The following is a 24,518-nucleotide window of genomic DNA, read 5'->3' on the forward strand; positions in this document are numbered from 1 at the left end:
CGCCAGCTTGCGTGGCAGGGCGATTGCAGCCCTGCGAAACTTTCGAGTCGTTCCAAACTGCGGCGGCGCCAGCGAAATTCCGGGCCGGCCGCAGCAAGGAACGGCCTTGGCCTCAGCCGGTCACGAAGCCGCGCTTGCGCAACAGCGCCCCGGAGGTCGGCATGCGGCCCCGGAAGGCGGTGTAGAGGTCCGCAGCGTCCTGCGAATTGCCGGCCGAATAGACATGCTCCAGAAGCCGCCCCGCCGTCTCGGGATCGAACGGATCGCCGGTCTCCTCGAACGCCTCGAAGGCGTCGGCGTCGAGCACCTCCGACCACATGTAGGAATAGTAGCCGGCCGAATAGCCATCGCCCGAGAAGATATGGGCGAAGTGCGGCGAGCGGTGCCGCATGACGATCTCGCGCGGCATGCCCAGTTCTTCCAGCATGGCCCGCTCGGCGGCCAGCGGCTGGGCCGGCACCTCACGCAATTCGTGCAGGCCGAGATCGATCAGTGCCGAGGCGGTGTATTCGACGGTGTCGAAGCCCGCGTCGAAGCTCTTGGCGGCCAGCATCTTGTCGAGCAGGGGCTTCGGCAGCGGCTCGCCGGTCCGCACGTGCCGCGCATGATCCGCGAGCACCGAGGGGACGGTGAGCCAGTGCTCATAGAGCTGCGAGGGCAGCTCGACGAAATCGCGGGCCACCGACGTGCCGGACAGCAACGGCCAGGTCACGTCGGACAGGAGCCCGTGCAGGGCATGGCCGAATTCGTGGAACAGCGTGCGCGCGTCGTCGAGCGACAGCAGCGCCGGCTGACCGGCGCTCGGCCTGGCGAAATTGCAGACATTGTAGATGATCGGCAGCTGCCCGCCATCGAGCTTGTGCTGGCTGCGGAGCGCGCTCATCCAGGCGCCGGACCGCTTCGACTGCCGAGCGAAATAATCGCCGAGGAAGAGCCCGCGCGGCCGGCCGTCGCGGTCGGCGACCGCCCAGACCCGCACATCCGGATGCCAGGCCTTCGCCTCGGGCAAGGGCGTGAAGGAGAGGCCGAAGAGCCGGCCGGCCACGTCGAAGGCGGCCGTGATCATCCGGTCGAGCTCGAAATACGGCTTCAGCTCGCTCTCGTCGATGGCGAACTCCCGCTGCCGCCGCTGCTCGGCGTAATAGCGCCAGTCCCAGGGCTCCAGCGGATGATTGTCGCCGCGCTCGCCGGCCAGCTGGCGCAGCGCCGCCGCATCGTCGGCCGCCCGCGTCTTGGCATGCTCCCAGACCTCTTCGAGCAGCGTGCGCACCGCGACCGGCGTCTTGGCCATGGTGTCGTCCAGCTTGTAGGCCGCGAAGCTGTCGAAGCCGAGCAGCCGGGCCTTCTCGGCCCGCAGCCGGAGAATGTCGGCCATGATCTGCCGGTTGTCCGACGCGCCCTCGTTCTCGCCGCGGCTCGTCCAGGCGCGGAAGGCTTTTTCGCGCAGGTCGCGCCGCGTCGAGTAGGAGAGGAACGGCACGACCACCGAGCGCGACAGGGTGACGGCGTAGTTCTCGAGCCCGCGATCGGCGGCAACACCGGCCATGGTCGAGATCAGATCGTCCGGAAGACCCGCCAGATCGTCTTTTTCGAGGCTCATCACCCAATTGTGTTCGTCGGCCAGAATGTTCTGGGAGAAGCGGGTGCCGAGCGAGGACAGTTCGGCGTCGATCTCGGCCAGCCGCTCGCGATCGGCCCCTTCGAGCCGTGCGCCGCTGCGCACGAAGCCCGCATGGATCCGGCCGAGAAGCCGCCGGTCTTCCGGCGTCAAAGTCGCCGCTGCATCGCGATCGGCATGGACCGCATCGATACGGGCGAAAAGCGCAGCATTGAGAGTGATTTGCGACGAATGACGCGAGAGGAGCGGCGAAACGTCGCGCTCGACCCCCTGCAATGCCGGGTTCGTATGGGCACCGGCGAGGGTGAAGAAGATCCGCGCCACCTCCTCCAGCTTCCGCCCGGCGCGCTCCAGGGCGGCGATCGTATTGTCGAAATCTGCAGGGGCAGGGTTCTCGGCGATCGCCGTGATTTCAGACAGATGCTCGCTCATGGCGGCGCGAAAAGCGTCCGGAAAATCTTCGGGACGAAATTGATCGAAGTCAGGTACTTCGCTGGCTAATGCGTCAGGATGGTTATCGTCGAGCGGGACTGCGTGGTGCAAATCGTTCATCTGTCTGCCTTTATCCGCCTCTGCCATGCGCGTGTTCCACGTGTAGATGATGCGGACAGGGTTCAGATGAAAGACCATCGTGCTATTCTGGTCGCGCCGACAGGGTGAAATCCTTCACCCCGGCATTGAGCGAGTAATGTCATTCAGAGCCGGGACGGCTCACCGGAAAACGTGAAACAAGGGCCGCAACCAATGTCGCAACTTCTACCGGGCAACGCCCTTGGCTTTGTTATCGTGGACCTCGGGCGGCTGTATCGGCAGGCTTTCGAGAAAGCGGTCATCGACGCGGGAATGGAACTGACGCCGGGCGAGATCAGGGCGCTTGCCTATGTCGGCCGCTACAGCGGCTCGCGTCAGGCGGTTCTGGCCGAGCGGATGGGCGTCGAACCGATGACCCTGTCGGCCTATCTCGACCGGCTCGAAGCGCGCGGCCTGATCAGCCGCTCGGTCGATCCCAACGACCGCCGCGCCAAGGTCATCGCGCCGACCAGCTCCGCCGAGCGGGTGTTCGAGGAAGCCCGGCCCGTCGCCCTCGCGGTCTACGAGCGCACCGTCAGTGGCCTGTCCGAGGACGAGCGCAAGACCGTCGACGTCATCATGCGCAAGATGCGGGCGAACCTGACCAACGTGCCGCTGAGCGACGGCGACGACCGCGACGCGCCGGAGCCCCTCGCCGATGTGGCGGAGATGCGGGTACAGGGCGCAGCCTAAGGCTCCCTTACGTCTGGCAAGGGCGGCGCGTCGACCCTAGATGGCGGTGATCGGGACGGAACGGCGTGCATCGCGCGGCGTTGCCGTCCCTTTCCGGACAGCCACTCACCACGGACCGCCGCCTTGACCGCACAAACTGCCCGCGCGCCCATCATGTCGGAGCGCCGGACGAGCCTCATCGGCGGTTGCCTCGTGGCGATCGGCCCGATTTCCATGGCGCTCTACACGCCGGCCATGCCGACGCTGGTCGCAGAGTTCGACACCACGGAATCGATGATCAAGCTGTCGCTGGCGGTCTATTTCGCCGGCTTCGCGCTGACCCAGCTCGTCTGCGGGCCGATGTCCGACGCCTTTGGACGGCGCGTCACCACGCTCGGCTTCATGGTGCTGTACCTGGCCGGCGCGATCCTCGCCATGGCCGCCGCGAGTGTCGAGATGCTGATTGCCGCCCGCATCCTGCAGGGTGTCGGCGCGTCGGTGGGCGTCGCCACCGCCCGCGCCATCGTCCGCGACCAGTTCGAGGGCGAGACCTCCTCGCGGATCATGAACACCATCGGCATCATCCTGGCGCTCGGTCCCGCCGTCTCCCCGACCATCGGCGGCCTGACGCTGGAGCTCGCCGGCTGGTACGCGATCTTCGTCGTGATGATGTTCTTCGGCCTGATCGTCATCGGCGTCACCCTCGGCGCCATGCGCGAGACCGTTGTGCCCGATCCCAGCCGCATCCAGCCGAAGGCGATCCTGCACTCCTACCGGCGGCTGATCACCAACCGCCACTTCATGGCGACCAGCCTCACCGTCGCGGGCTCGGTCGGCGCGCTCTACACCCTCGCCACGGTCCTGCCCTTCGTGCTGATCGAGCGCGCCGGGCTGACGCCGACCGAATACGGCATCGGCATGCTCGGCCAGTCGGGCATGTTCTTCTCCGGCTCGCTGGCGATGCGCTACCTGATGACCCGCACCAGCGCCTATCGCCTCGTGCCGGTCGGCCTCGGCTTCATCGGCGCCGGCGCTCTGTCGATCGCCCTGTCGATCGCGGTCCTGCCGGTGACCTATCTGTCGATCATGGTGCCGGTGGGCCTCTACGCCTTCGGCATCGCCTTCGTCATGCCGGCCATGACCACCGCGTCGCTGGCGCCATTCCCGCACATGGCGGGCGCCGCCTCGGCGATGATGGGCTTCATCCAGATGGGAGCCGGCCTCGTCGGCGGCGCCATCTGCGCGGCGATCGGCGAGCCGGTGCTGGCCACGCAGATCGTCATCCCCGCACTCGGAGTGATCGCCATCGGCTCCTATGCGGTCTATCGGACGCGTCCGCATCTGGCCGAGCCGGAGCCCGCGCCCGAAGTGCCGGCGCCGGAACTCAGCTACGACGGTCGCGGCTGACCGGGCTGACCGGGCGGTTCGTCCCGTGCTCCTTGGGTCATCAAAGCCGGGTCAGAAGATGCCGGGGATGATCCGTGCGGTGCGCGCCCGGTAGGCGCGATATTCGTCGCCGAAGGCCTCTTCCATCATCCGTTCCTCCGGCGCGACCCGGGCCGCGAAGAGGATGCCGAAGCCGATCAGGCCCGCCGGCCCGGTGATCCAGTTGGGCACCAGCAGCGCCTGCGCCAGCGCCATGGTCCAGAAGGCCGAATACATCGGGTGCCGCACCCGCCGGTAGATGCCCGACGTCACCAGCCTGTGCTTCTCGCGAATGTCGAGCGAGACCGACCACATCTTGCCCAGCGCCTTGTGGGTCTTGCGGAACAGGACGAGCGCGCCGGCCATGGCACAGAGCCCAAGTCCGATCTGCCACCAGGCCTGATCATAGGTGGCGGATTCCGGCCAGCCGGTGGCGACGAACACGCCCGGCAGGATGCCGAGGCCCGTCAGCGAGATCGCCATCCGCAGCGTTTCCGCCGGACCGCGGCGGCTGCGCTCGACACGGGTGCGCTTGGCCCGCCGCTCGAACGGGTAGCGGATCACGTACCAGCCCGCGACCATCAGCGCCCAGGCGACCGATCCGACGAGCGCCGGCGTCACGGCCGCGCTCCTTCGCCCGTCGTCGGTGGAGACAGCGGCGGCAGGTCGACGGTTTCGAGGCGGCCGTAATCGACCAGCGGGCGGGGTCCGAGCAGAAGCATGTGGAAGGAATAGGCGCTGCGCCGCTCGACCGCGAGGACGAATTGCCGGTGCAGGCGAAAGAAATCGCGCTTGATGCGGCGGTAGGTGGCCGTCGTCACCAGCCGCTTGAATCGGATCCGCATCACCGTGGGCGCTTCGCCCTCCCTGATGCCCAGCGACCGGGCCGGGTCGGATCTGTAGAAATTGATCGGGTCGGACAGGCCCTGCACGTCGATCCAGGGCACCGCGTGGGTCACCACGATCTCGCGCACCGCTTGGCGCTGGGCACCGGCCGCCGGATGCAGCGCGGTCTTCATCAGGCTGGAGCCGACGGTCAGCACCTGCAGCGGGCGGTCGCGGCGGAGCCCCGCCGCAAGCGCCCGATCCAGCGCCAGGACGGCCAGGCTCGCGCCGAGACTGTGTGCGGCGATCACGATCTCGTCCGCCTCCGTCCCGGCCACGGCATGGCGCATGGCCTCGGCATGGGCGTCGATCCGGCGCGTGATGGCCGGATTGCGCTCGCGGCAGAAATCGCGGGCCATCGCCCAGTCGTCCATCGCCGTCAGGACGTGCAGGCGGCGGTTGGCGTAGAGCAAGAGCGCCCAGGCCGTCGCGAGCCCGGCCAGAACGGCGACCAGGAGGCCCGCAGGACCCGGCAGCGGGGCAAGCGCTGCCACGAGGCCACCGATGATCCAGCCGCCGAACAGCGTTCCGGCCAGAACGGCGAGCGGAAACAGATAGAAGAACAGATAGCGCCAGCTCACCCGGGCATAGCGGAACACCGTCCCGGTGACGAGGAAGTCGCAGAGACCGGCCAGCCCGCTGATAAGCCGCCGGAGCGACGAGCGCCCGGCATAGGCCAGAATGAGGTCGCTCCAGTCGCAGAAGACGAGATCGGTGTGGGTGCGCCAGCCATGGCCGGTCAGTTCGGCCCGCAACACGCCGCGATGGGTCGCCGCCTCGGTCTCGGCGCGGCGATCGGTCGGCTCGATGGCCAGCCGCGTGTCCCAGAGCGGAGCCGTCCGGGCCGCGGCGCGCGCGAAGCGGTCCATATGCGCGGTGATCGGCATCGGTTCGAAGCCCGGAAACACGAACACCAGCCGCTTCTCGATCATGCCATCTCCAGCGGCCGCACGATTGGGCGGACCGAATGTCCGGCCTGGCGTGCAGCCTTCCACGCGATGCCCGCGCCCTTCAGCCGATCGCTACGCTACGTCGCAGCATTTGCAAAGATGCAAGCAGGACGGCCGGGCGTCCGCGCCGAGCGACCGGCCGCCGGTCCCCGCGCGCCGCGACGGGATCAGCCCTTCGGATGCGCCCCGAAGATGCGGGCAAGGAATTCCTCCAGCCAGCGCCGGACCGGCGCGTCGTAGATCGCCCGCCCGTCGAAATGCTGGCGGCGTCCCTGGGCGCCGGGCAGCGTCAGCCGCGCATGGCCGCGGGTCGTCCAGCGATGCATCATCGCCAGGGTCAGCTCGGCATGGAACTGCACGCCATAGGCATTCGGGCCGTAGCTGAACGCCTGGTTCGGATACCAGTCGCCCTCGGCCAGAAGCGTCGCGCCCGACGGCAGGTCGAAGCCTTCGCGGTGCCATTGATAGACCATCTCCGGCCAGTGCGGCAGCAGCGCCCGGCCCTGCGGCGTCGCCTTCAGCGGATAGAAACCGACCTCGGCCAGCCCGTCGCGATGGCTGCCGACACCGGCCCCGAGATGCTTGGCGAGCATCTGCGCGCCGAGGCAGATGCCGAGAAACGGGCGCTCTTCGGCCAGCGGCACCTTCATCCATTCGATCTCGCGTACGAGATGGGCGTCGGTGTCGTTGGCGCTGGGCGGGCCGCCGAAGACCACCGCCCCGCGATGATCGTCCAGCGTCTCCGGCAGGGCATCGCCCATCACCGGCCGGCGGATGTCCATGCGCACGCCATGGGCGTCGAAGACCTGGCCGACGCGCCCGGGCGTCGAGCTTTCCTGGTGCAGGACGACGAGGATCGGACGGGGATCGTCGGTTTCCAGCGTATAGGCATGCCGGGCGATGGCCTGCGCGACCGTATCGGCGCCGTCACTGATGCTGTTGTCGTAATAGGCCATGAAATCAGTCGGCGACCCCGCTTCTCGTCGCTGCCTCCCGCTTCATCAACATCCGGTCCCGCGTGGAAACGCCGAGCAGGTCGGAGACCCGCCAGATCAGATTGTCTTCCAGCTCGTGAACCGAGCCGTCGGTATAGGTTACTTCCCAGAGCAGCTCGACGAAGCGGATCCTCTCGGCCTCCCCCAGCCGGTTCTTCAGGACCGAGGTGAAGTTATACAGATCCACCGCCTCCGTGTCGGCCTCGTCACCCGCCGCGACGATCCTGTCGACCTCGTCGGGCGCCAGCGCGAATTCCTCGCGCAGGACCTCGTGCAGGCGGATTCGCTCGTCATCGGTCACGACGCCGTCCGCGCGGACGATGTGGAACAGGAGCGCGGCCGTCGCCACGCGCAGATCGTCTTCCGGGTCCTTGCGGCTTTCCGCCGGCCCGGCCCCGATATTGCGCAGGAAATCGCGGAATGCTTCGAACATCGTTCCTCGCCGTGAGCGGCCGTCGGCCTTGAGAGCCGTCAGCCGAACCGCGCTTCCTTGCGCTCTTCGCTGGTCGGCGCGGGTTTGGTTTCCTTCGGCGGGTCAACTGCTTCGGGCTTGCGCGGTTCCGCCGGCTTCGTCGCATCCGTGGCTGCCGGCTGGGTCGCCGCTCCGCCAGTTCCGCCGCCATTCGCCGCGGGAGGCGTAGCCGGCTTTGCCGGTTCGGACGCAGCCGGCTTGGCCGGCGCAGGCGTTGCGGCAGGCACGGTCGCCGGTGTCGCCGGCCCGGGCGTCTTTGCCTCGGCACCGATCGTCTTTGCAGGACCGTGATCGGCCTCGCCATCATGCGCGTCGATCATCGGGCCGTCGCCATCGCCGATCCGCTCGACCGGCACCTTCCATTCGAAGGCGTCGAGACGTCCGGTGACCGGCGAGATCGGCGCCCAGTTGCGCGACACGACGCCGTCGGCCGTCCAGGCCGGATCGCGCGGCGCGCGGATGGCGCGCCCGAGCCACTCGCGCACCCGGCCGACTTCGCCGGTCTGCGCTTCCTCGATATCGGCGAGCAGCAGATAGGTGCTCTCGCGCGGCTCCGCATCGGCCGCAGCCATTGCGGATTTGCGGGCCAGATCGAACTCGCCGGCTTCGAGCGCCGCCCGCGCCAGGCACATCTCGGCTTCCGCGCCGCTGTGCAGGCCGTGCAGCTTGCGGGCCCGCTTCAGCCGGTCCTCGGGCGAATCGCCCGGCCGGGCATGCACATAGGCCTCGGCGATGTCGGGATGCGGCTGGCTGATCCAGCTGGTCTCCAGCACCTTCGAGCCGCGACGCAGATCGCCAAGACGGAACAGCGCCTCGGCGGCGACCAGGGCCGCAGGCGGCAGGTCGGGCGCGAGCTTCTGCGCTTCCAGCCCGGCGGTCTTTGCCCCGGCCGGATCGCGCTCCGACAGCGTCATCGCCTTGGCGGTCAGAAGCACGGCGCGCATCCGCTTGGATTCGTCGCGATCCACCAGTCGGGTGTTCTTCTGGGCTTCCAGGATGGCGAGCGCGCCGTCCCAGTCGCCGGCAAGGCATTTCGATTCCAAGACGGCGCCGCCGGCCCAGGGCACATGCGGAGCAATCCGCACGGCGCGCTCGGCATAATGGCGCGCGGCGGATTCGTCGCCGACGCGCTCGGCTTCGAGGAAGAGGCCGCGCAGGGCGAGAAGCCGGGTCTCCGGATCACGCTCCATCTGTTCGAAGGCCGAGCGGGCCCGGGCGTGATCACCCTCGATCATCGCCGTCTGGGCGTCGAGGAAGCGGATCAGCGGCTCGCGGCGCGTGCCGAGCAGCTTGTCGCTGCGCTTGGTCATGCGGCGGGCGAGCACGGCGTCGCCGGCGCCGGCGGCGATGATGCCGCTCGACAGGGCCTTGTAGCCGCGGTCGCGCCGGCTCGTGCTCCACCAGTTGCCGATGGCGCCGGGCGTCTTGAAGAAGGCCCGCACCAGCCAGACGACGAGCAGCACGGCGAAGATCAGGACACCGAGGCCGATGAGGAAGACCATCAGGCTGGTGGCGACCTGCTGGCCCTGCCAGACGAAGGTGACGCTTCCCGGATTGTCGGCCAGCCAGGCAAAACCGATGCCGGCGGCCAGAACGACGAGAAGGAAGGCGAGGATTCGCAGCATGTCTGTTCCTTAGCCCTGGTTGTCCTGGGCAGCCGGCTGGGCCGGCGCCGTGGCCGACGCAAGCGCGTCGGCGATGACCCGGTCGGCGGTCTGCCGGGCTTCGACCTGGTCGGCGAAGTCCTGGCTGGCCGCCTTGGCCGCGTCGGGAAGCGTCTGCCATTCGGCGGTCCAGGCGGACAGATCGCCCGCGCCGATGGCCGCGTCGAGCCGTGCCAGGCTTTCGTTCGGTCCGCCTTCGCCCGGCTCTGCCGAGGCCGACGGCTCGACCGGTCGCACCTGCACCAGCGAGCGCAGGCCCGACAGGAGCTGGTCGCCCACCGGCGCATCCGGCGCAACCGGCGTCAGCTGGCTGGCAATGCGGTCCTCGACCTCGGGCCAGCGCGTCGCCAGCTCGCGCTCGGTCGGAACGCCGTCCGCCGCAAGGGCCCGCAACTCCTCGGTCGCACCCTCGCCGCCGGCGATCTGCGCGTAGTTCTCGAGCTGCTGCATGAACGGCCCGCCCGCATCGATCGCGGCCTTCAGATTGGCCGCGGCGAAGGCCTTGGAGGCCTGCAGGTTGCGCGCTTCGACGGTGGCGATCCGGCTGTCGAAGCCGGAAATCGTCTCGTTGATGGCGGCGATGCCCTCCTGCGCGCTGGCCGCCGCCGCCTGCGCGTCGCTGGCCGCCTTGGCAGCGGCATCGGCGCTCGACTGGGCCGCATTCGCCGCCTCCTGCGCGGCGCTGGCGGTCTGGCCCGCCTGCTCCGCGGTCTGCTGGGCCGCCGTCGCGGTCTGAGTCGCACCCTCGGCGGCCGTGCGGGCGGCTTCCGCCGCCTGTGCAGCGCTGTCGTCCGCCGGTGCGGCTGCGGCCTGTTCCAGCGCATCGACGCGGCCTGTCAGGGCCTGCGTGTCCGCACCATCGCCGGCCGGCGTCGCCGGCAGCGCCGCGAACTGCTCGCGCAGGGCCGCCACTTCGCCGTCCAGATCCTGCAGCGCGCTTTCGCTGGCGTAGCTTTCGCCCGTGGTCTGCTCGCTTGCGCCAAAATTCGGCAGATAGCCGGCAGACTGCAGCGCGGCGCCGCCCACCAGGGCGACGATCGCGCCGACGAGGCCCGCTGCCGCCGCGCCGCCGAAGCCGAGCCCGGAGGACCGGTCGGTCGCAGCCGATGTCGTTGTGCGGCCCGTCGATGGACCCGTGGTGCCGGTCGCGCGGGACGCCGCGCTCGGGCTGGAACTGCCGGACGAGGACGTCGTGGACCCTGTTGCGGCGGACGCTGGCTTGCTGCCGGCAGCCGGGGTGCCCGTCGTGGCTGGCGTTGCCGATGCGGGCCGCGCAGCGCCCGTGGTCGAACCGGTGCCGCCCGAAGCCGTCGAGGCGGGCTTGCCGGCGGTTGCAGCCGAGGCGGATGCCGACGCCGGAGTGGATGTCGGCTTGGCAGGCGAGCTGCTGGTGGTCGCAGACCCACCGCTTGCGGAGGATTGCGCCGAACCGGAAGCGGCGGACGTCGGAGCAGTCGCACTGCTGGAAGCCGCAGGCTTCGATGCGTCCTTGCCGGCGGTCGTCCCCGGAGACCCGGTCGCCGATGCCGTCGCCGGCGTTGCGGTCGCCCCGCCCGTTACCGGTGTTGCCGGCTTCGCGGCCGTGCCGGTTGCAGCCGGGGACGCGGTCGCGCCGGATGGCTTGGCGGCGGTTGCGGAGGAGGCCGGCGCGGTTGCCGGTTTGGCGCCGGTCGCGGCGCTGGCCGACGCGGAGGTGGCAGCGGTCGCCGCCCCGGCGGAACCGGTCTTGTCGGAGGCCTTCGGATCGCCGGCGGGTTTGGCGGCCGGCGTCGATGTCGCGCCGGTGGCCGGCTTCGACGGCTCGGCCTTGGCCGCACCGGTCCCGGCCGTACCCGATGCCGGCGCATCGCCGGTCTTGGGCTCGCTCGCACCGCGGCTCGAGGTGTACTTCACCTCGCTCTTCGCCGTGCTGGCGGACGCCGTGGGCGCAGCGCCGGTCTTCGGTGCTGTCTTGCCATCCTTCGATGCGTCGGTCGGGCCGGCGGGCTTGGCAGAGGCCGTCGCGCCAGTGTCGTCGTTGTTCTTGTCGGTCACCGGTTCGTTCTTTTCCGCCTTGAGATCGATCGTCTGGCCGCGCGTCTTGCTCGGCCTTGAGCGCCGGGGACGGTTGGTCATCGAAGCTGCTCCATTCTCACCGGGCTTGGCAGGGATATCGGGTCGATTTCCGCACCGCACGCATTCACGCTATTCGTCCTTCATTCGCACGGGCCGCGCAAGCGCCGCATCAGACCTGACCCTTCAACTAGGTTAGTCGAGCCGTTCGAAAAGCGAGGCAAGTCGGGTGTCGTCAGATAGGCGTACCGTTTCGGCGAGATTTGCAGGCAAAGCCGCGGCAATTCGCGCCGACAGCGCCAGAATCTTCGGCGCCGGCCGGAAGAGATCGGGAAAGGTCGCGACCAGCTCGCCATAGGCCGTCGCCTGCCCGGCCGATAAAAGCAGCACAGCGTCGGGCGGCCCGTCATGCAGGACAGCCGCGACGACGCTCCGCTCCAGGCGATGGGCCACCGTCTCGTAGACTTCCCAGACGCGGCAGCCGATTCCCGCCGCGGTCAGCGCCGTTTCCAGCGTCCCGGTGCGTGGTCGTCCGGCGGCATAGAGGATCGTCGCGGTTTCATCGAACCCTGCGTCCCGGGCCAGCCGGGCAATATCCCCGGCCTCCCCCGCCGCAATCCGCACATCGGGAAAGCCGGCCGCCAGCAGCGCCGAGCCGGTCCGCTCGCCGACCGCGAAGACCGCGCGCCCGTCGCCCGGAAACCCCTTCGCCAGGGCCGGCACGGCGCGCATGCTGGTCGCGGCAAGGGCGGCGAAGTCGCCCGTTGGAGCGGGCCCATCGATCGTCCGCATCCACTCCACCGGCAGAACGAGCGGCTGATGGCCACGCTTGGCGAGCGCCTCGGCCGTCTGCACGGCCGCGTCCGCGGCGCGCAGGATCAGCACCCGGGCCATGGCCGGCCCCGCCGCGTCAGGCGCCCCAGCTGTCGAAGAAGCCCGGCCCCGCCGCGTCCAGCACGTCGCGGCCGGCCAGCCGGCCCAGCGCTTCGGCATCGGTGGCGATGCCGGTGCGCCGGGTCTCGTGCATCCGGCTGCCGTCCGGCGTCAGGATCATGCCGTGCAGGGTGACCGTGCCGTCCTCGGCCAGCACCGCATGGGCGGCGATCGGCGTGCGACAGGAGCCGTCGAGTTCGGCGAGGAAGGCCCGCTCGGCGGTCAGCGCCACGGTCGTCCGCGGGTCGGCGATCGCCGCGACGAGCCCGTGCACCCGTTCGTCGCCGATCCGGTTCTGGATGCAGATCGCCCCTTGGCCCGGCGCCGGCAGGAAGCGCTCGACCTCGAGGATTTCCGTCGCGACGTCCTGCATCGCCATGCGGTTGAGGCCGGCCAGCGCCAGCAGCGTCGCGTCCACCTGGCCCTCTTCCAGCTTGCGCAGCCGGCTCTGGACGTTACCCCGGAAGGTAATCACCTTCAGATCCGGGCGCATCCGCTTCAGGAGCGACTGGCGGCGCAGCGAGGCCGAGCCGATGGTTGCCCCGTGCGGCAGCTCGTCGATGGTCGCCGCCGTGCGGCCGATGAAGGCGTCGCGGACATCCTCGCGCGGCAGATAGGCGGAGACCTCCAGCCCCTCCGGCGAGGCGGTGGCCATGTCCTTGGACGAATGCGCCGCGATGTCGATGCGCCCGTCGATCAGCGCCGCCTCGATCTCCTTGGTGAACAGCCCCTTGCCGCCGACTTCCGACAGCGGCCGGTCGAGGATGCGGTCGCCGGTGGTCGAGATCACCTCGATCTCGAAGGCCTCCTCCGGCAGGTCGTGCGCCGCCATCAGGCGGGCGCGCACCTCGCTCGCCTGCGCCTTGGCAAGCTGGCTGCCGCGCGTGCCGATCCGGATGATGTCGCTGGCCATGGTCTGTCCCGTCAGTTCGCTTTGCATGTCGTCGGCTCGTTCATAGGGCGGCGGACCGCCCACCGGAACCGTCCGGCCCGGAATTTCGACCGCCGCCGACCGGTTCCGACCGGCGATCGACGGTGGCGGGACGCGCGCCGATCGCCTATGTCGGCAGCACGCCATTACCGCCCGGACCGAACGTGACGCCTGCCAATCCGCCCCGCCCCCTGATCCTCGGCATCGAGACGAGCTGCGACGAGACCGCCGCGTCGGTCCTCGAGCGCGACGATGCTGGCGCGCCGGTGATCCTGTCCAACGTGGTGCTGAGCCAGGTCGAGGAACATGCCGCCTTCGGCGGTGTCGTGCCGGAGATCGCCGCACGGGCCCATGTCGAGGCGTTGGACGGCATCGTGAAGGCGGCGATGGACGAGGCCGGCATCGGTTTCGACGAGCTGTCCGCCGTCGCGGCGACCACCGGCCCCGGCCTCGTTGGCGGCCTGATCGTCGGCGCCATGACCGGCAAGGCGATCGCCGCCGCGCGCCGGCTGCCCTTCCTGGCGATCAATCATCTCGAAGGCCACGCCCTGACGCCGCGCCTGACCGACCGCCTCGCCTATCCCTATCTCCTGCTGCTGGTTTCCGGCGGCCACAGCCAGATCGTGCTGGTGCGCGGGCTCGGCGCCTATGAGCGCTGGGGCACGACCATCGACGACGCGCTGGGCGAGGCCTTCGACAAGACCGCCAAGCTGCTGGGCCTGCCCAATCCCGGCGGGCCCCATGTCGAGCGGCGCGCGGCGGCGGGCGATCCGAAGCGCTTTGCCCTGCCCCGCCCGATGAAGGGCAATCCCCGGCTGGACTTCTCCTTTTCCGGCCTGAAGACGGCCCTGCGCATGGCGGCCCAGGCCGCCGCGCCGCTGTCGCCGGCCGATGTCGACGATCTGTGCGCCGGTTTCCAGGCCGCCGCCGCCGACAGCCTCGCCGACCGGGTCGGCCGCGCCCTGACGCAGTTCCGCGAGCGTTTTCCCGATCTCGCCGATCCGGTGCTGGCGGTGGCCGGCGGCGTTGCCGCCAACCGGGCGATCCGCACCGCGCTCGAGGCCCAGACCGCACAGACCGGCGTTCGGCTGGTCGCCCCGCCACTGGCGCTGTGCACTGACAACGCCGCGATGATCGCCTATGCCGGGCTGGAGCGTTTCGAGGCCGGCATGGTCGATGGCCTCGATGCGCCGGTGCGCTCGCGCTGGCCCCTGGACGGGGATTCGGCGCCGATGATCGGCTTCGGCCGACGGGGAGCCAAGGCATGAGCCACTTCGCCATCATCGGCGGCGGCGCCTGGGGCACGGCGCTGGGCTGCCTCTATGCCCGGGCCGGCCACGCGCCGCGGATCCTGGCCCGCGACGCCGGGACCGTCGCGGCGATCAACGAGAGCCGGCGCAACCCGCGCTATCTGCCCGACACGCCGCTGCCGGCGGGTTTGACCGCCACCACGGACTCGGCCGAAGCGCTTGCCGGCGCCCGCACCATCCTCTTCGTCGTGCCGGCCCAGAGCCTGCGCACCGTCGCCGCCGATCTCGCGCCGCACATTGCGGGCGACGCGCTGGCGATCCTCTGCTCCAAGGGCATCGAGCGCGAGACCGGTCGCTTCGCCACCGATGTTCTGGCCGAGGTGCTGCCGGGCCGCCCCCTCGCCGTCCTGTCCGGCCCGAGCTTTGCCGCCGACGTGGCGCGCGGCCTGCCCACTGCCGTGACCATTGCGGCCGAAACAGAAGAGACCGCCGACGCGGCCGCGCGGCGTCTGTCGACCGAGACCTTCCGCGGCTATGCCACCGCCGACATGCGCGGCGTCGAGGCGGGCGGCGCGTTGAAGAACGTCCTGGCGCTCGCCGCCGGCGCGGTCGCCGGCCGTGGCCGCGGCGCCTCCGCCCAGGCCGCCATCGGGACCCGCGGCTTCGTCGAGCTGCGCCGTCTGGGCGCCGCGCTCGGCGGCCGGCCCGACACGCTGATGGGCCTCTCCGGCCTCGGCGATCTGGTGCTGACCTGCTCCAGCGCCCAGTCGCGCAACTTCGCCTATGGCATGGCGCTCGGCCGCGGCGACGACCGCACCGGGCTGAAGCTCGCCGAGGGCGTGTTCACCGCCGAGATCGCCGCCCGCCTGGCGCAGGAGCACCGCATCGACGCGCCGATCATCGCCACCGTCGCCGCGATTCTCGCCGGCCAGCTCGACATCGACGCGGCGATCGAGGCCCTGCTCGCCCGCCCTTTGAAGCGGGAAACCGTTTGAACCCGCGGCACCGGGCTGTCGCCTGCGTGCCGTTTTTCTGACCCACCAGACAAGGATCACCCGATGCTCTTTGCCATTCTCTGCGACGATAAGCCGGACAGCCTGCAGCTGCGCCTCGACACCCGCGCCGACCATCTGGCGTTCCTGCACGGTCTCGGCGACGGGCTGAAATTCGCCGGACCGTTCCTTGGCCCCGACGACAAGCCCTGCGGCAGTCTGGTGGTGATCGAGGCGGACTCGCTGGAGGCGGCCAGGGCGACGGCGGCGAAGGATCCCTATGCGCTGGCCGGGCTCTTCGCCAAGGTCGATGTCCGCCCCTGGAACTGGGCCATCAAGAATCCGGCAGCGACGGCATGATCGAGGGCATGCGCTACTGGCTGTTCAAGTCCGAGCCGTTCAAATGGTCGTTCGACCATCAGAAGAAGGCCGGCGACAAGGGGCAGGAGTGGGACGGGGTCCGCAACTACCAGGCCCGCAACTTCATGCGCGAGATGAAGGTCGGCGATCGCGGCTTCTTCTACCATTCCAACGAGGGCAAGGCCGTCGTCGGCATCGTCGAGGTGATCGCCGAGGCCCATCCCGATTCCACCGCCAAGGACGGCAAGTGGGAGTGCGTGGACATCAAGGCGGTGATGGACGTGCCCAATCCGGTGACCCTCGATGCGGTGAAGGCCGAGCCAGCGCTCAAGGACATGGTGCTGGTCAACAATTCCCGCCTATCGGTGCAGCCGGTCGAACCGGACGAGTTCCGCACCGTCTGCGAGATGGGCGGGCTCGACCCCGCCAAGGCCATGGGCAAATAGCCGCAGCGACGGCGCATCGGCGCCATCGCGGGAACGGAGCCGCGCCATGAACATTCCCGGAACAACACAATCTTCGGAGACACGTCATGGATACTGCGAACGCCAAGGTCGACACCGGCTCGAACACCGAGAAGGACCCCGAAACCTGGACGACGGGCGGCGAGCCCATGACCGGGGCACAGGGGTCCTATCTCAAGACGCTTTGCGAGGAGACCGGCCACCCCTTCGACGAGACGCTGAGCAAGGCCGATGCGTCGATCCTCATCGACAAGCTGCGCGCCGAGAGCGATCGGGTGAAGAGCGAGGCCTGATCGGTTTCCGGCAGAAGAGTGCGGGCCGCTTTGGCGGCCCCCGCCCTTTCATCGCCTGTGCAGCCAAGCGTTCCGGCATGATGGATCGCATCGTCCCCGCCGACGCCGAGCGCTTCATCCGCGCCAACACGGCGATCCTAGCCCCACCCCATGTCCCGGAAATCCGGCTGCATCTGGCCGACGAGGCGCATGATCTGTGGCTGAAGACCGAGGCGGAACTGGACGCGATCGGCCTGCCGCCGCCCTTCTGGGCCTTTGCCTGGGCCGGCGGACAGGCGCTCGCCCGTCATGTCCTCGACCATCCCGAGATCGTCCGGGGCCGGCGCGTCGCCGATTTCGCGACCGGATCCGGCCTCGTCGCCATCGCCGCCGCGCGTGCCGGCGCGGCCGCCGTCACCGGCTACGACATCGACCCGTTCTGTGCCGCCGCGATCCGCCTCAACGCCGCCCTCAACGAGACACCGGTCGGATTCGAGGCGCGCGACATCATCGGTGAAATTCCGCAAGCCGACATCCTGCTTGCCGGCGACGTCTTCTTCGACTCGGACATGGCCAGGCGGATCGCGCCGTGGTTCGACCGGCTGAACGCCGAGGGCATCACCATTCTCGTCGGCGATCCGGGCCGGGCCTATCTGCCGGCCGATCGCGTCAGCCGGCTGGCGACCTACGAAGTGCCCGTCACCCGGGCCCTGGAGGACGCCGAAATCAAGCGCACCAATGTCTGGCGGTGGACGGGCGCCTGATCGACAGGCGTCCGTCCTTCGCATGATTCCCGGGCTGTCAGCGGCGGGAGATCGGGACCCGGCTCAGGCCGCAGCCTGCCGGCCCCGCTTGGTCAGCCGCACGGGGATCGACTTGGCGGCCGGCACATGGGCCCGCTTGGAATGGTGCCACAGCGGCAGAAGGGCGTTCAGCTCCGGGTAATAGCCGCCGCAATTGCCCTTCGGCATCGCCCAGGCATGGACCCGGTAATCCTCGACCTTGCGGACGATCCCGTCGTCGGTATGGGTCTGGACATCGACGCGGTCGTCGTTCCGAAGACCCAGCCGCTGCATGTCCTCCTCGTTCATCAGGATGACCATGCGGGTGCCGAACACCCCGCGCAGGCGGTCGTCATAGCCGTAGATCGTCGTGTTGAACTGATCGTTCGAGCGCAGGGTGATCAGCCGCAGGACATCGGCACTGGTCGTGTCGATGTCCGGGTCAACGTCGAAGGTGTCCGGGGTGAGGAAATTCGCCTTGCCCGATTCCGTGCGCCATTCGCGATAGGAGGCGCCGATGTCGCGGTGGAACCCGCCGGGCGTGCCCATGCGCTTGTTGAAGTCGCGGAAATCGGTCGGATAGGCCCGCTCGATCGCGTCGCGGACCTTGGCGTAGTCGCCGACCCATTCATCCCACGGCACGGTCGATTTGCCCGGCACCAGCGCCTTGGCGAGTTCGGCGACGATCTTGGGCTCCGACAGGAGCTCGCGCGAAGCCGGCTCGCGGTGGCCGAAGGAGGCATGGATGCAGGCGGTGGAATCCTCCATGGAAACCGTCTGCGGCCCGCTCGCCTGCGTGTCGCGCTCGATCCGGCCGATGCAGGGCAGGATGTAGTTGATCTCCGCCGTCAGCAGGTGATTGCGATTCAGCTTGGTGGATATCTGGACATTGAGGCGCATGCGCCGCCAGGCATCCTCCATCCGGGCCGTGTCGGGAATGGCGCGGGAGAAATTGCCGCCCAGCGCCACGAAGGCCTTCACCGATCCGTCGAGAATGCCCTCGCAGGTTCCGATCGTGTCGAGACCGTCCTCCTTGGGAACCGTGAAGCCGTAGAATTCCTCGAACTTCTCCACCGGGATCAGCTTCAGCTTCTCGGTGATGCCGACGGTGCGCTGGCCCTGCACGTTGGAATGGCCGCGGATCGGCGAGATGCCGGCGCCCGGCTTGCCCATCATGCCGCGCATCAGGAGGAGGTTGACCAGCATCTGCACGTTCTCGATGCCGTGCCGGTGCTGGGTGAGGCCCATGCCGTAATTGCCGATGACCTTCTCGGCCTTCGCATAGACCCGGCCGACATGTTCCAGCTCGTCCCGCGGCAGACCGGAGCAGCGCACGATCTCGTCCCAGTCCGCCTGCCGTACGAAGCGTTCGAACTCGTCGAAGCCGTGGCAATGCGTCTCGATGAAATCGACGTCGAGCACCCGCGGCCGGCCGGTCTCCCGGGCCGCATCGTCGAGGGCGAAGACCGCCTTGGCGATGCCGGTCATCGCCGCGATGTCGCCGCCGCCGCGCACCTGGTAATAGTCGCTCGACATCTTGGTCCCCTCGTCGGGGGACAGCATCTCGGTCGGCGACTGCGGGTTCTTGAAGCGCATCAGGCCGCGCTCCAGCACCGGATTGAAGGTGATCACCGGCGCCCCGCGCTTGCGCGCCTCCTGCACCCAGTGCAGCAGCCGCGGCGCATTGGTGCCGGTGTTGTGGCCGAAGAAGAACATCATGTCGCACTGGTCGAAATCGTCCAGCGTGACCGTCCCCACCGGCGAGCCGATCGATTCCGGCAGGCCGACCGACGTGGATTCGTGGCACATGTTGGAGCTATCGGGCAGGTTGTTGGACCCGTAGATCCGCGCCATCAGCTGCCACATATGCGAGGTCTCGAGCGCGGCGCGGCCCGAGACGTAGAACACCGCCGATTTCGGATCGATGGCGTTCAGCTCGGCCGCGATCTCGCGGAAGGCGTCCTCCCATTTCACCGGCACATACTGGTCGAGCGTGCGGTCGTAGCGCATCGGGGTCGTCAGCCGGCCCCGCTTCTCCAGATCGTGGTCCGTCCACTCCAGAAGCTCGCTCACCGTGTGTTTCGCGAAGAACTCGCGGTCGCAACGCTTCGGTGTCGTTTCCCAGATCGTCGCCTTGGCGCCGTTCTCGCAATATTCGAAGGTATGCGGCTCGGCCGGCTTGGCCCAGGAGCACGACACGCATTGATAGCCGTCGGCCTTGTTCTGCTTCTGCAGGGTCGCCCACAGGGTGGACGCCAGCATGCCCTCGTCCTTGGCGTGGGACAGGAGCGACTTGACCGAGCCCCAGCCGCCGGTCGGCTGGTCATATTGTTCGATGGTCGGATTGTCGGTGTTTTCGCTGCGTTCCATGTCCGTCTCCATGCAACCTGTCAGGAGCGCTCAGGAGCCACTCCCGGCAAACCGTAAGCCTGACGGGTCAACTCCGCAGGCTCGCACGCGGTTGCATGTGACGAATTGTCGGGGCCGCTGGAGAACGCTGCGCGTCAGCGCTGCACCACCAGCCTTGCGCCGCGCTTCAGATACGGCGCCAGCCGCAGCATGTCGGCCGGCGCTACCGCGACGCAGCCCTGCGTCGGTGGATAGCCGGGCTTGGCGACATGCAGGAAGATCGCGCTGCCGCGGCCCCGGCCGCGCTGCCGGATGTTCCAGTCGAGCACCACGACGAAATTGTAGAGCCGGTCGGCACGCGCCATTCGTTCGGCACTCGCCGGAAACGGCAGCCGCACATGGCGATTGTAGGCCGCGTGGTCGGGCGCATCGCACCATCCGTCCACATCGGCCCGGATCCGCCGGATCGGCAAAGGCGCGGCCGGGCGCGCCATCCGGCCCGGCCGGTGCCAGGCCGACAGCACGTCCATCGCGGCAACCGGCGTCGCGCCGTCGCCTTCGCGCTTGAAGATCGTCGTGCCCGAGCGGCCGAGCGCGCAGGGCAGGCGCAAAGGCCCGGCACACAGGATGCCGCGACGGGGATTGCCGGGCGCGCGCCGGACCATCAGCACCGGTTTTTTTGGAATCATTCGCAACTGACCATGACACGGCGGGAAAACCGCCTATGTCTATCACGAATTGTTACAGCCGCGAGCCGCTCCGTCGGGGCGACGGCAGAGAAAACCGGGCGACGATATCGCATGAGCGTACGCAGCATTCTCATCGTTGATGACGACACCGATCTTCGGCAGACCCTGGCCGACCAGCTCTCCCTCCACGAGGAGTTCACGGTCCTGCAGGAGCCCGACGCCACCAAGGGCATCAATGCCGCGCGGGCCGGGCTGATCGACCTCGTGGTGATGGATGTCGGCCTGCCCGACATGGACGGCCGCGAGGCGGTGAAGGTCCTGCGCAAGACCGGCTTCAAGGCGCCGATCATCATCCTGACCGGCCAGGACACCGACGCCGACACCATTCTCGGCCTCGAGGCGGGGGCGAACGACTACGTCACCAAGCCGTTCCGCTTCGCCGTGCTCCTGGCCCGCATCCGGGCCCAGCTGCGCCAGCACGAGAACAGCGAGGACGCCACCTTCCAGGTCGGCCCCTACATCTTCAAGCCCAGCCAGAAGGTGCTTCTCGACGACAAGGGCGGCAAGATCCGCCTGACCGAGAAGGAGACGGCGATCATCCGCTATCTCTACCGCGCCGACCGCCGGGTGATCACCCGCGACGTGCTGCTGGAAGAGGTCTGGGGCTACAATTCCGGCGTCACCACCCACACGCTGGAAACCCACGTGTACCGGCTGCGCCAGAAGATCGAGGCGGACCCGTCCAGTGCGCGGATCCTGATCACCGAATCCGGCGGCTACAAGCTCGTCCCCTGATGCCTCCAAGCCCCGGAAAGCTGCGGATGAGCGTCGCCGGCCGGGCGGAAGCGGCAGGTCGTGAGTTTCCATCAATTCGCCGCTCCCGTATAACCATTCGCTAACGCTCCCATGGCGGGGAAACAGGTCCGGCTGCGCCGGGCAACGAAACGACGGGCAGCCAGAGCTGCGACGGTGCTGGTCAACGGGCCGCCGCGAACCCGGCAGGAGATCGGTGCGCCGACCAGATGAGTCTCGAAAGCGACATCGCCGTCCTGCGCAACGTGCCCCTGTTCGAGGATCTGCATGCCGACCAGTTGCGGCTGCTGGCCTTTGGCGCCGAGCGTCGGCGGCTGCACCGCGACGAGTTCGTGTTCCGCGAGGATGCCCGCTCCGATGCCGGTCTGGTCATCGTCTCGGGCGAGATCGCGCTCCTGCGGGGCCGGCCGGAGCGCCAGATCGTCGTCGGCACCTACGGCCCCGGCACGCTTCTGGGTGAAATGGCGCTGATCACCGAGACCCGGCGCCCGACCAGCGCCCGCACGCTGACCGACTGCGAACTGATCCGCATCACCCGGCCGCTGTTCCGGCGCATGCTGGAAGAGTATCCCGACTACGCCGCCGGCCTGCACGCCAAGCTGAAGGCCCGGCTTGCAGAAATGACCGGCGACATCCTCGCCATGGAACACCGCTTCACCAGCTGAAACCGGGCCGCGCCCTTGAGAGGGCGCCCCCGGTCTTCAGGCGATGTCGAAGCTCGCCAGCACCGGGACGTGGTCGGAGGGCCGCTCCCAGCTGCGTGCGGCGCTCATCACGTCGATCGCGGTCAGGGCCGGCGCGAGATCCTGCGATCCCCAGATATGGTCGAGGCGCCGGCCGCGATTGGACGCCGCCCAGTCCTTGGAACGGTAGCTCCACCAGGTGAACAACTGCTCGTCCATCGGCACGTGATGGCGCATCAGGTCCGTCCAGCGCCCGTCGGCCTGCGCCCGCAGCAGCCCCTCGCATTCGATCGGCGTATGCGACACCACCTTCAGAAGCTGCTTGTGCGACCAGACGTCGGTCTCGAAGGGGGCGATGTTAAGATCGCCGACAAGCAGCGAGGAGACGCCCGGCTCCGCTTCGGCGCTGATCAGCCGCATCTCCTCGATGAAGTCGAGCTTGTGCTTGAACTTGACGTTGACCTCCGGATTCGGCTCGTCCCCCCCCGCCGGCACATAGAAATTGTGCACCCGCAGCCGCCGCCCGCCGATGCTCAGCCGCGTCGACAGATGGCGTGCATCGCCGATCTGGCAGAAATCCTGGCGCACGATGTCGTCGAAGGGCTGCTTCGAGACCGTGGCGACGCCGTGATAGCCCTTCTGGCCATGGATCGCGATGTGCTCGTAACCGAGCGCCTTGAAGGCCTTTTCCGGAAACTGGTCGTTCGGACACTTGGTCTCCTGCAGGCACAGGATATCCGGCTGTCGCTCTTCCAGGAGCCGCTGCACCAGGGGCATGCGCAGGCGCACCGAATTGATGTTCCAGGTCGCGATGGTGAAGGGCATGGGCAGTTCCGGCGAAAACACGATGGGGCTCCCGCTTAGGCGGCCTGCCGGCACCGTTCAAGTCTTGCCCGCTCACGCAACCGGCGCCGCACGAGGCGGCGCCGATCCGGTTCGGTATGGCGAAGGAGCCGACGGCCGGTCAGCGGACCTGCTGGACGACCTTGCAGAGCGCCACGAGACCCTGATCGAAGGCGTTCGGATCGGCCATGATGCCGGCGCAGCGGCGCACCATCGCCGTCTGCTCCGACCGCGACATGCCCTCGAAGGCCGCATAATAGCGCGCATCCTCTCCGTCGAAGCCCTGCGCGGTGCCCGGATTGGGCATCTGCGGGCTGGTCGGCGCGGGCACGATAGTGCCGCCCGGCTGTTGCGGCGTGCCGCCGAGGGAGACGCGGCCATTCGTGTCGATGCCGTTCTGGCCGCCAAGGGAGGCCGACACGCCCACATCGGCGCCGCTGCCGCCGCCGAACGACGCTCCGACACCGGCACTCACGCCATTGTTGCCGCCAACCGAGGCCCCGACACCGGCGTTCACGCCATTGCCGCCACCGATGGATGCACCGGCCCCCGCGTTGACGCCGCTGCTGCCACCGACCGAAGCCCCGGCGCCTGCGTTGACGCCGCTTCCACCGCCGACCGACGCGCCGGCGCCCGCACCGACACCGCCGCCGTCATGGCCTCCGGCCGAAGCGCCAGCCCCGGCACTGATGCCGCCGCCACCGACCGACGCGCCCACGCCGGCACTGACCCCGCCGACGGAGGCGCCGACGCCCGCGCCGATCTGCGCCAGTGCGGGCGACGCCACCGCAAGCGCCGATCCGGCAAGAAGAGTATAAAGGATGATCCGAGGGTTTGCTGCACTCATGACTGCCTCCTTTTCTCGTGACTGCCGAACAGCAGTCGTCGAGCGGTTAAGCCAGTCGGTGGCCGGATCGTTTCAGGCCACCCGTCTTGCGTTAATCTTTTGATTAACACCGGGTAACCATGAAAAACCTGTTTCGAGGAAGATATTGCGCTGCGATACGCAGCGCCATGCCGGTCTCGGCGCGGATCGTGCCCGCGGCCGCCGAAGCGGGAACCGCCGAAGCGCCGCAGGGCTAGGCTTGCCAGCCCCGCGACGCGGACCGCGTCAGTTGCCGGTCTGGCCCTGGGCGATCGCGGTATAGGGGATCTTGAACGTCGATTCGGCGATGTCGCCGCCATGCTTGACGTTGTAGATCATCACCGTGGTGTCCTTGCCCTGCTGGTCGCGGATCGTCCACTGCTTCAGCTCGTAGCTCTTCGGGTCGAACATCAGCGTGATGCGCGAATTGCCGAAGATCGAGCTGTCGCCCATGACGATCGTCGTCAGGTCCGGCTCTTCCTTGACGCTCTGGATATTCGCTTGGGAGAGGTCGATCCGCCGGTCGAGCAGGAGCTTCAGCGGCGTCTTCGACAGGGGATAGGTGTCCCAGGTGTTCAGCTTCTTGTTGTTGATCGCCACGGTGGAGCCGTCGGCGATCACCCGCAGCGGCTGTTGGGTGTAGTCGAAGCGCACCTTGCCGGGCTTCTCGATATAGAACTTGCCCTCGGTCTGCCGGCCGTTCGGATCGAACTGCACGAAATCGCCGTGCATCGAGGGGATGCCGGCGAAATGATCGGCGATCTGCTGGGCACCGGCCTGCGCCGCGGCAGGACCGGCCGCCATCGGACCGCAGACCGCGGCGACGGCAATCGTCGCAGCCAGGGCGCGGGTCGTGGCGAAGCGGGAGATGATGTCGAATGTCTTGGCCATGGTGATGGATACTTCCCTTGTTCCGAAGTCCGCCCTTCGTCTCATGCGGGGGATATAGGGCCCCGGAGCCGTTTCGGCGCGGGGGGCCCTTCCTTGGA

25 protein-coding genes are annotated in these 24,518 nt (G+C 68.7%); 11 read left to right on the forward strand and 14 right to left on the reverse strand.

Annotation, left to right across the window (positions count from 1 at the left end; translation table 11 throughout):
• Window positions 1-112 precede the first annotated feature (112 nt).
• The gene (locus tag ACEQX1_RS05455; protein WP_370193416.1) at window positions 113-2,170 is read right to left on the reverse strand and encodes a M3 family metallopeptidase; all 2,058 of its coding nucleotides are present in this window, start codon (window positions 2,168-2,170) and stop codon (window positions 113-115) included.
• 291 nt (window positions 2,171-2,461) lie between these two features.
• Here ACEQX1_RS05455 and ACEQX1_RS05460 point away from each other — a divergent pair, with 291 nt between their 5' ends.
• Window positions 2,462-2,881 (forward strand): MarR family winged helix-turn-helix transcriptional regulator, encoded by a 420-nt coding sequence (locus tag ACEQX1_RS05460; protein ID WP_230788167.1) that lies wholly within the window; start codon window positions 2,462-2,464, stop codon window positions 2,879-2,881.
• 153 nt (window positions 2,882-3,034) lie between these two features.
• Window positions 3,035-4,267, forward strand: a complete 1,233-nt coding sequence (locus ACEQX1_RS05465) for a multidrug effflux MFS transporter (RefSeq protein WP_370193424.1) — start codon at window positions 3,035-3,037, stop codon at window positions 4,265-4,267.
• A 51-nt stretch (window positions 4,268-4,318) separates the two neighbouring features.
• On the opposite strand, the gene ACEQX1_RS05470 is transcribed toward ACEQX1_RS05465, so the two are convergent.
• From ACEQX1_RS05470 to ACEQX1_RS05495, 6 genes are all read right to left on the reverse strand, one after another.
• On the reverse strand, window positions 4,319-4,906 hold the full coding sequence (locus ACEQX1_RS05470) for a protein-S-isoprenylcysteine O-methyltransferase (protein ID WP_370193417.1): 588 nt from the start codon (window positions 4,904-4,906) through the stop codon (window positions 4,319-4,321).
• Entirely contained in the window at window positions 4,903-6,102 is a 1,200-nt protein-coding gene (locus ACEQX1_RS05475; RefSeq protein WP_370193418.1) for a hypothetical protein, read from the reverse strand. Before ACEQX1_RS05475 ends, ACEQX1_RS05470 begins: the two co-directional genes overlap by 4 nt.
• A gap of 185 nt (window positions 6,103-6,287) precedes the next feature.
• Window positions 6,288-7,076 carry a glutamine amidotransferase gene (locus tag ACEQX1_RS05480; RefSeq protein WP_155898552.1) on the reverse strand — a complete coding sequence of 263 codons (789 nt, stop codon included), beginning with the start codon at window positions 7,074-7,076 and terminating at the stop codon, window positions 6,288-6,290.
• A gap of 4 nt (window positions 7,077-7,080) precedes the next feature.
• Window positions 7,081-7,548, reverse strand: coding sequence for a TerB family tellurite resistance protein (locus ACEQX1_RS05485; protein WP_370193420.1), 468 nt, complete (start codon window positions 7,546-7,548; stop codon window positions 7,081-7,083).
• Between the two features lie 38 nt (window positions 7,549-7,586).
• Window positions 7,587-9,212, reverse strand: a complete 1,626-nt coding sequence (locus tag ACEQX1_RS05490) for a heme biosynthesis protein HemY (protein ID WP_370193421.1) — start codon at window positions 9,210-9,212, stop codon at window positions 7,587-7,589.
• 9 nt (window positions 9,213-9,221) lie between these two features.
• On the reverse strand, window positions 9,222-10,277 hold the full coding sequence (locus ACEQX1_RS05495; protein ID WP_370196589.1) for a COG4223 family protein: 1,056 nt from the start codon (window positions 10,275-10,277) through the stop codon (window positions 9,222-9,224).
• Between the two features lie 109 nt (window positions 10,278-10,386).
• Between ACEQX1_RS05495 and ACEQX1_RS05500 the strand changes: the two genes are divergently transcribed.
• The gene (locus ACEQX1_RS05500) at window positions 10,387-11,502 is read left to right on the forward strand and encodes a hypothetical protein (protein ID WP_370196590.1); all 1,116 of its coding nucleotides are present in this window, start codon (window positions 10,387-10,389) and stop codon (window positions 11,500-11,502) included.
• Here ACEQX1_RS05500 and ACEQX1_RS05505 read toward each other — a convergent pair.
• Both ACEQX1_RS05505 and hemC read right to left on the reverse strand, forming a co-directional pair.
• Entirely contained in the window at window positions 11,499-12,197 is a 699-nt protein-coding gene (locus ACEQX1_RS05505; RefSeq protein ID WP_370196137.1) for a uroporphyrinogen-III synthase, read from the reverse strand. The two genes, ACEQX1_RS05500 and ACEQX1_RS05505, sit on opposite strands and share 4 nt — an antisense overlap.
• Before the next feature lie 16 nt (window positions 12,198-12,213).
• Window positions 12,214-13,149 (reverse strand): hydroxymethylbilane synthase, encoded by a 936-nt coding sequence (gene hemC / locus ACEQX1_RS05510; protein ID WP_370196140.1) that lies wholly within the window; start codon window positions 13,147-13,149, stop codon window positions 12,214-12,216.
• Window positions 13,150-13,358: 209 nt separating this feature from the next.
• On the opposite strand from hemC, the gene tsaD reads away from it, so the two are divergent.
• From tsaD to ACEQX1_RS05540, 6 genes are all read left to right on the forward strand, one after another.
• On the forward strand, window positions 13,359-14,435 hold the full coding sequence (tsaD, locus tag ACEQX1_RS05515) for a tRNA (adenosine(37)-N6)-threonylcarbamoyltransferase complex transferase subunit TsaD (RefSeq protein WP_370196598.1): 1,077 nt from the start codon (window positions 13,359-13,361) through the stop codon (window positions 14,433-14,435).
• Complete coding sequence (locus ACEQX1_RS05520; RefSeq protein WP_370196591.1) at window positions 14,432-15,412, forward strand: NAD(P)H-dependent glycerol-3-phosphate dehydrogenase; 981 nt, start codon at window positions 14,432-14,434, stop codon at window positions 15,410-15,412. The genes tsaD and ACEQX1_RS05520 overlap by 4 nt, the downstream gene beginning before the upstream one ends.
• A gap of 63 nt (window positions 15,413-15,475) precedes the next feature.
• The gene (locus tag ACEQX1_RS05525) at window positions 15,476-15,769 is read left to right on the forward strand and encodes a YciI-like protein (RefSeq protein ID WP_370193573.1); all 294 of its coding nucleotides are present in this window, start codon (window positions 15,476-15,478) and stop codon (window positions 15,767-15,769) included.
• An 8-nt stretch (window positions 15,770-15,777) separates the two neighbouring features.
• Window positions 15,778-16,215 (forward strand): EVE domain-containing protein, encoded by a 438-nt coding sequence (locus tag ACEQX1_RS05530; protein ID WP_370193576.1) that lies wholly within the window; start codon window positions 15,778-15,780, stop codon window positions 16,213-16,215.
• A gap of 86 nt (window positions 16,216-16,301) precedes the next feature.
• Entirely contained in the window at window positions 16,302-16,526 is a 225-nt protein-coding gene (locus ACEQX1_RS05535; protein WP_040326082.1) for a DUF3072 domain-containing protein, read from the forward strand.
• A 77-nt stretch (window positions 16,527-16,603) separates the two neighbouring features.
• Window positions 16,604-17,269: a methyltransferase gene (locus ACEQX1_RS05540; RefSeq protein ID WP_370193572.1), complete on the forward strand. Its 666-nt coding sequence runs from the start codon at window positions 16,604-16,606 to the stop codon at window positions 17,267-17,269.
• Window positions 17,270-17,332: 63 nt separating this feature from the next.
• Here the strand turns inward: ACEQX1_RS05540 and ACEQX1_RS05545 are convergent, their stop codons facing one another.
• On the reverse strand, window positions 17,333-19,657 hold the full coding sequence (locus ACEQX1_RS05545; protein ID WP_370193571.1) for an FdhF/YdeP family oxidoreductase: 2,325 nt from the start codon (window positions 19,655-19,657) through the stop codon (window positions 17,333-17,335).
• 134 nt (window positions 19,658-19,791) lie between these two features.
• The gene (locus ACEQX1_RS05550) at window positions 19,792-20,325 is read right to left on the reverse strand and encodes a L,D-transpeptidase (protein WP_370193570.1); all 534 of its coding nucleotides are present in this window, start codon (window positions 20,323-20,325) and stop codon (window positions 19,792-19,794) included.
• 111 nt (window positions 20,326-20,436) lie between these two features.
• On the opposite strand from ACEQX1_RS05550, the gene ACEQX1_RS05555 reads away from it, so the two are divergent.
• Together ACEQX1_RS05555 and ACEQX1_RS05560 are read left to right on the forward strand one after the other, a co-directional pair.
• Window positions 20,437-21,120, forward strand: a complete 684-nt coding sequence (locus tag ACEQX1_RS05555) for a response regulator transcription factor (RefSeq protein ID WP_009211447.1) — start codon at window positions 20,437-20,439, stop codon at window positions 21,118-21,120.
• Between the two features lie 227 nt (window positions 21,121-21,347).
• Window positions 21,348-21,803, forward strand: a complete 456-nt coding sequence (locus ACEQX1_RS05560) for a cyclic nucleotide-binding domain-containing protein (protein WP_024351930.1) — start codon at window positions 21,348-21,350, stop codon at window positions 21,801-21,803.
• Window positions 21,804-21,839: 36 nt separating this feature from the next.
• Here ACEQX1_RS05560 and ACEQX1_RS05565 read toward each other — a convergent pair whose 3' ends face one another.
• The 3 genes from ACEQX1_RS05565 to ACEQX1_RS05575 all read right to left on the reverse strand — a co-directional run bounded on the left by ACEQX1_RS05565 (window position 21,840) and on the right by ACEQX1_RS05575 (window position 24,420).
• Entirely contained in the window at window positions 21,840-22,646 is an 807-nt protein-coding gene (locus ACEQX1_RS05565; RefSeq protein ID WP_370193575.1) for an exodeoxyribonuclease III, read from the reverse strand.
• Window positions 22,647-22,785: 139 nt separating this feature from the next.
• The gene (locus ACEQX1_RS05570; protein WP_370193568.1) at window positions 22,786-23,511 is read right to left on the reverse strand and encodes a hypothetical protein; all 726 of its coding nucleotides are present in this window, start codon (window positions 23,509-23,511) and stop codon (window positions 22,786-22,788) included.
• Window positions 23,512-23,775: 264 nt separating this feature from the next.
• Window positions 23,776-24,420 carry an outer-membrane lipoprotein carrier protein LolA gene (locus ACEQX1_RS05575; RefSeq protein WP_370193567.1) on the reverse strand — a complete coding sequence of 215 codons (645 nt, stop codon included), beginning with the start codon at window positions 24,418-24,420 and terminating at the stop codon, window positions 23,776-23,778.
• Window positions 24,421-24,518: the final 98 nt, after the last annotated feature.

The sequence above is a fragment of the Aurantimonas sp. genome (assembly GCF_964217435.1).
GTDB classification, from domain to species: Bacteria; Pseudomonadota; Alphaproteobacteria; order Rhizobiales; family Rhizobiaceae; genus Aurantimonas; species Aurantimonas coralicida.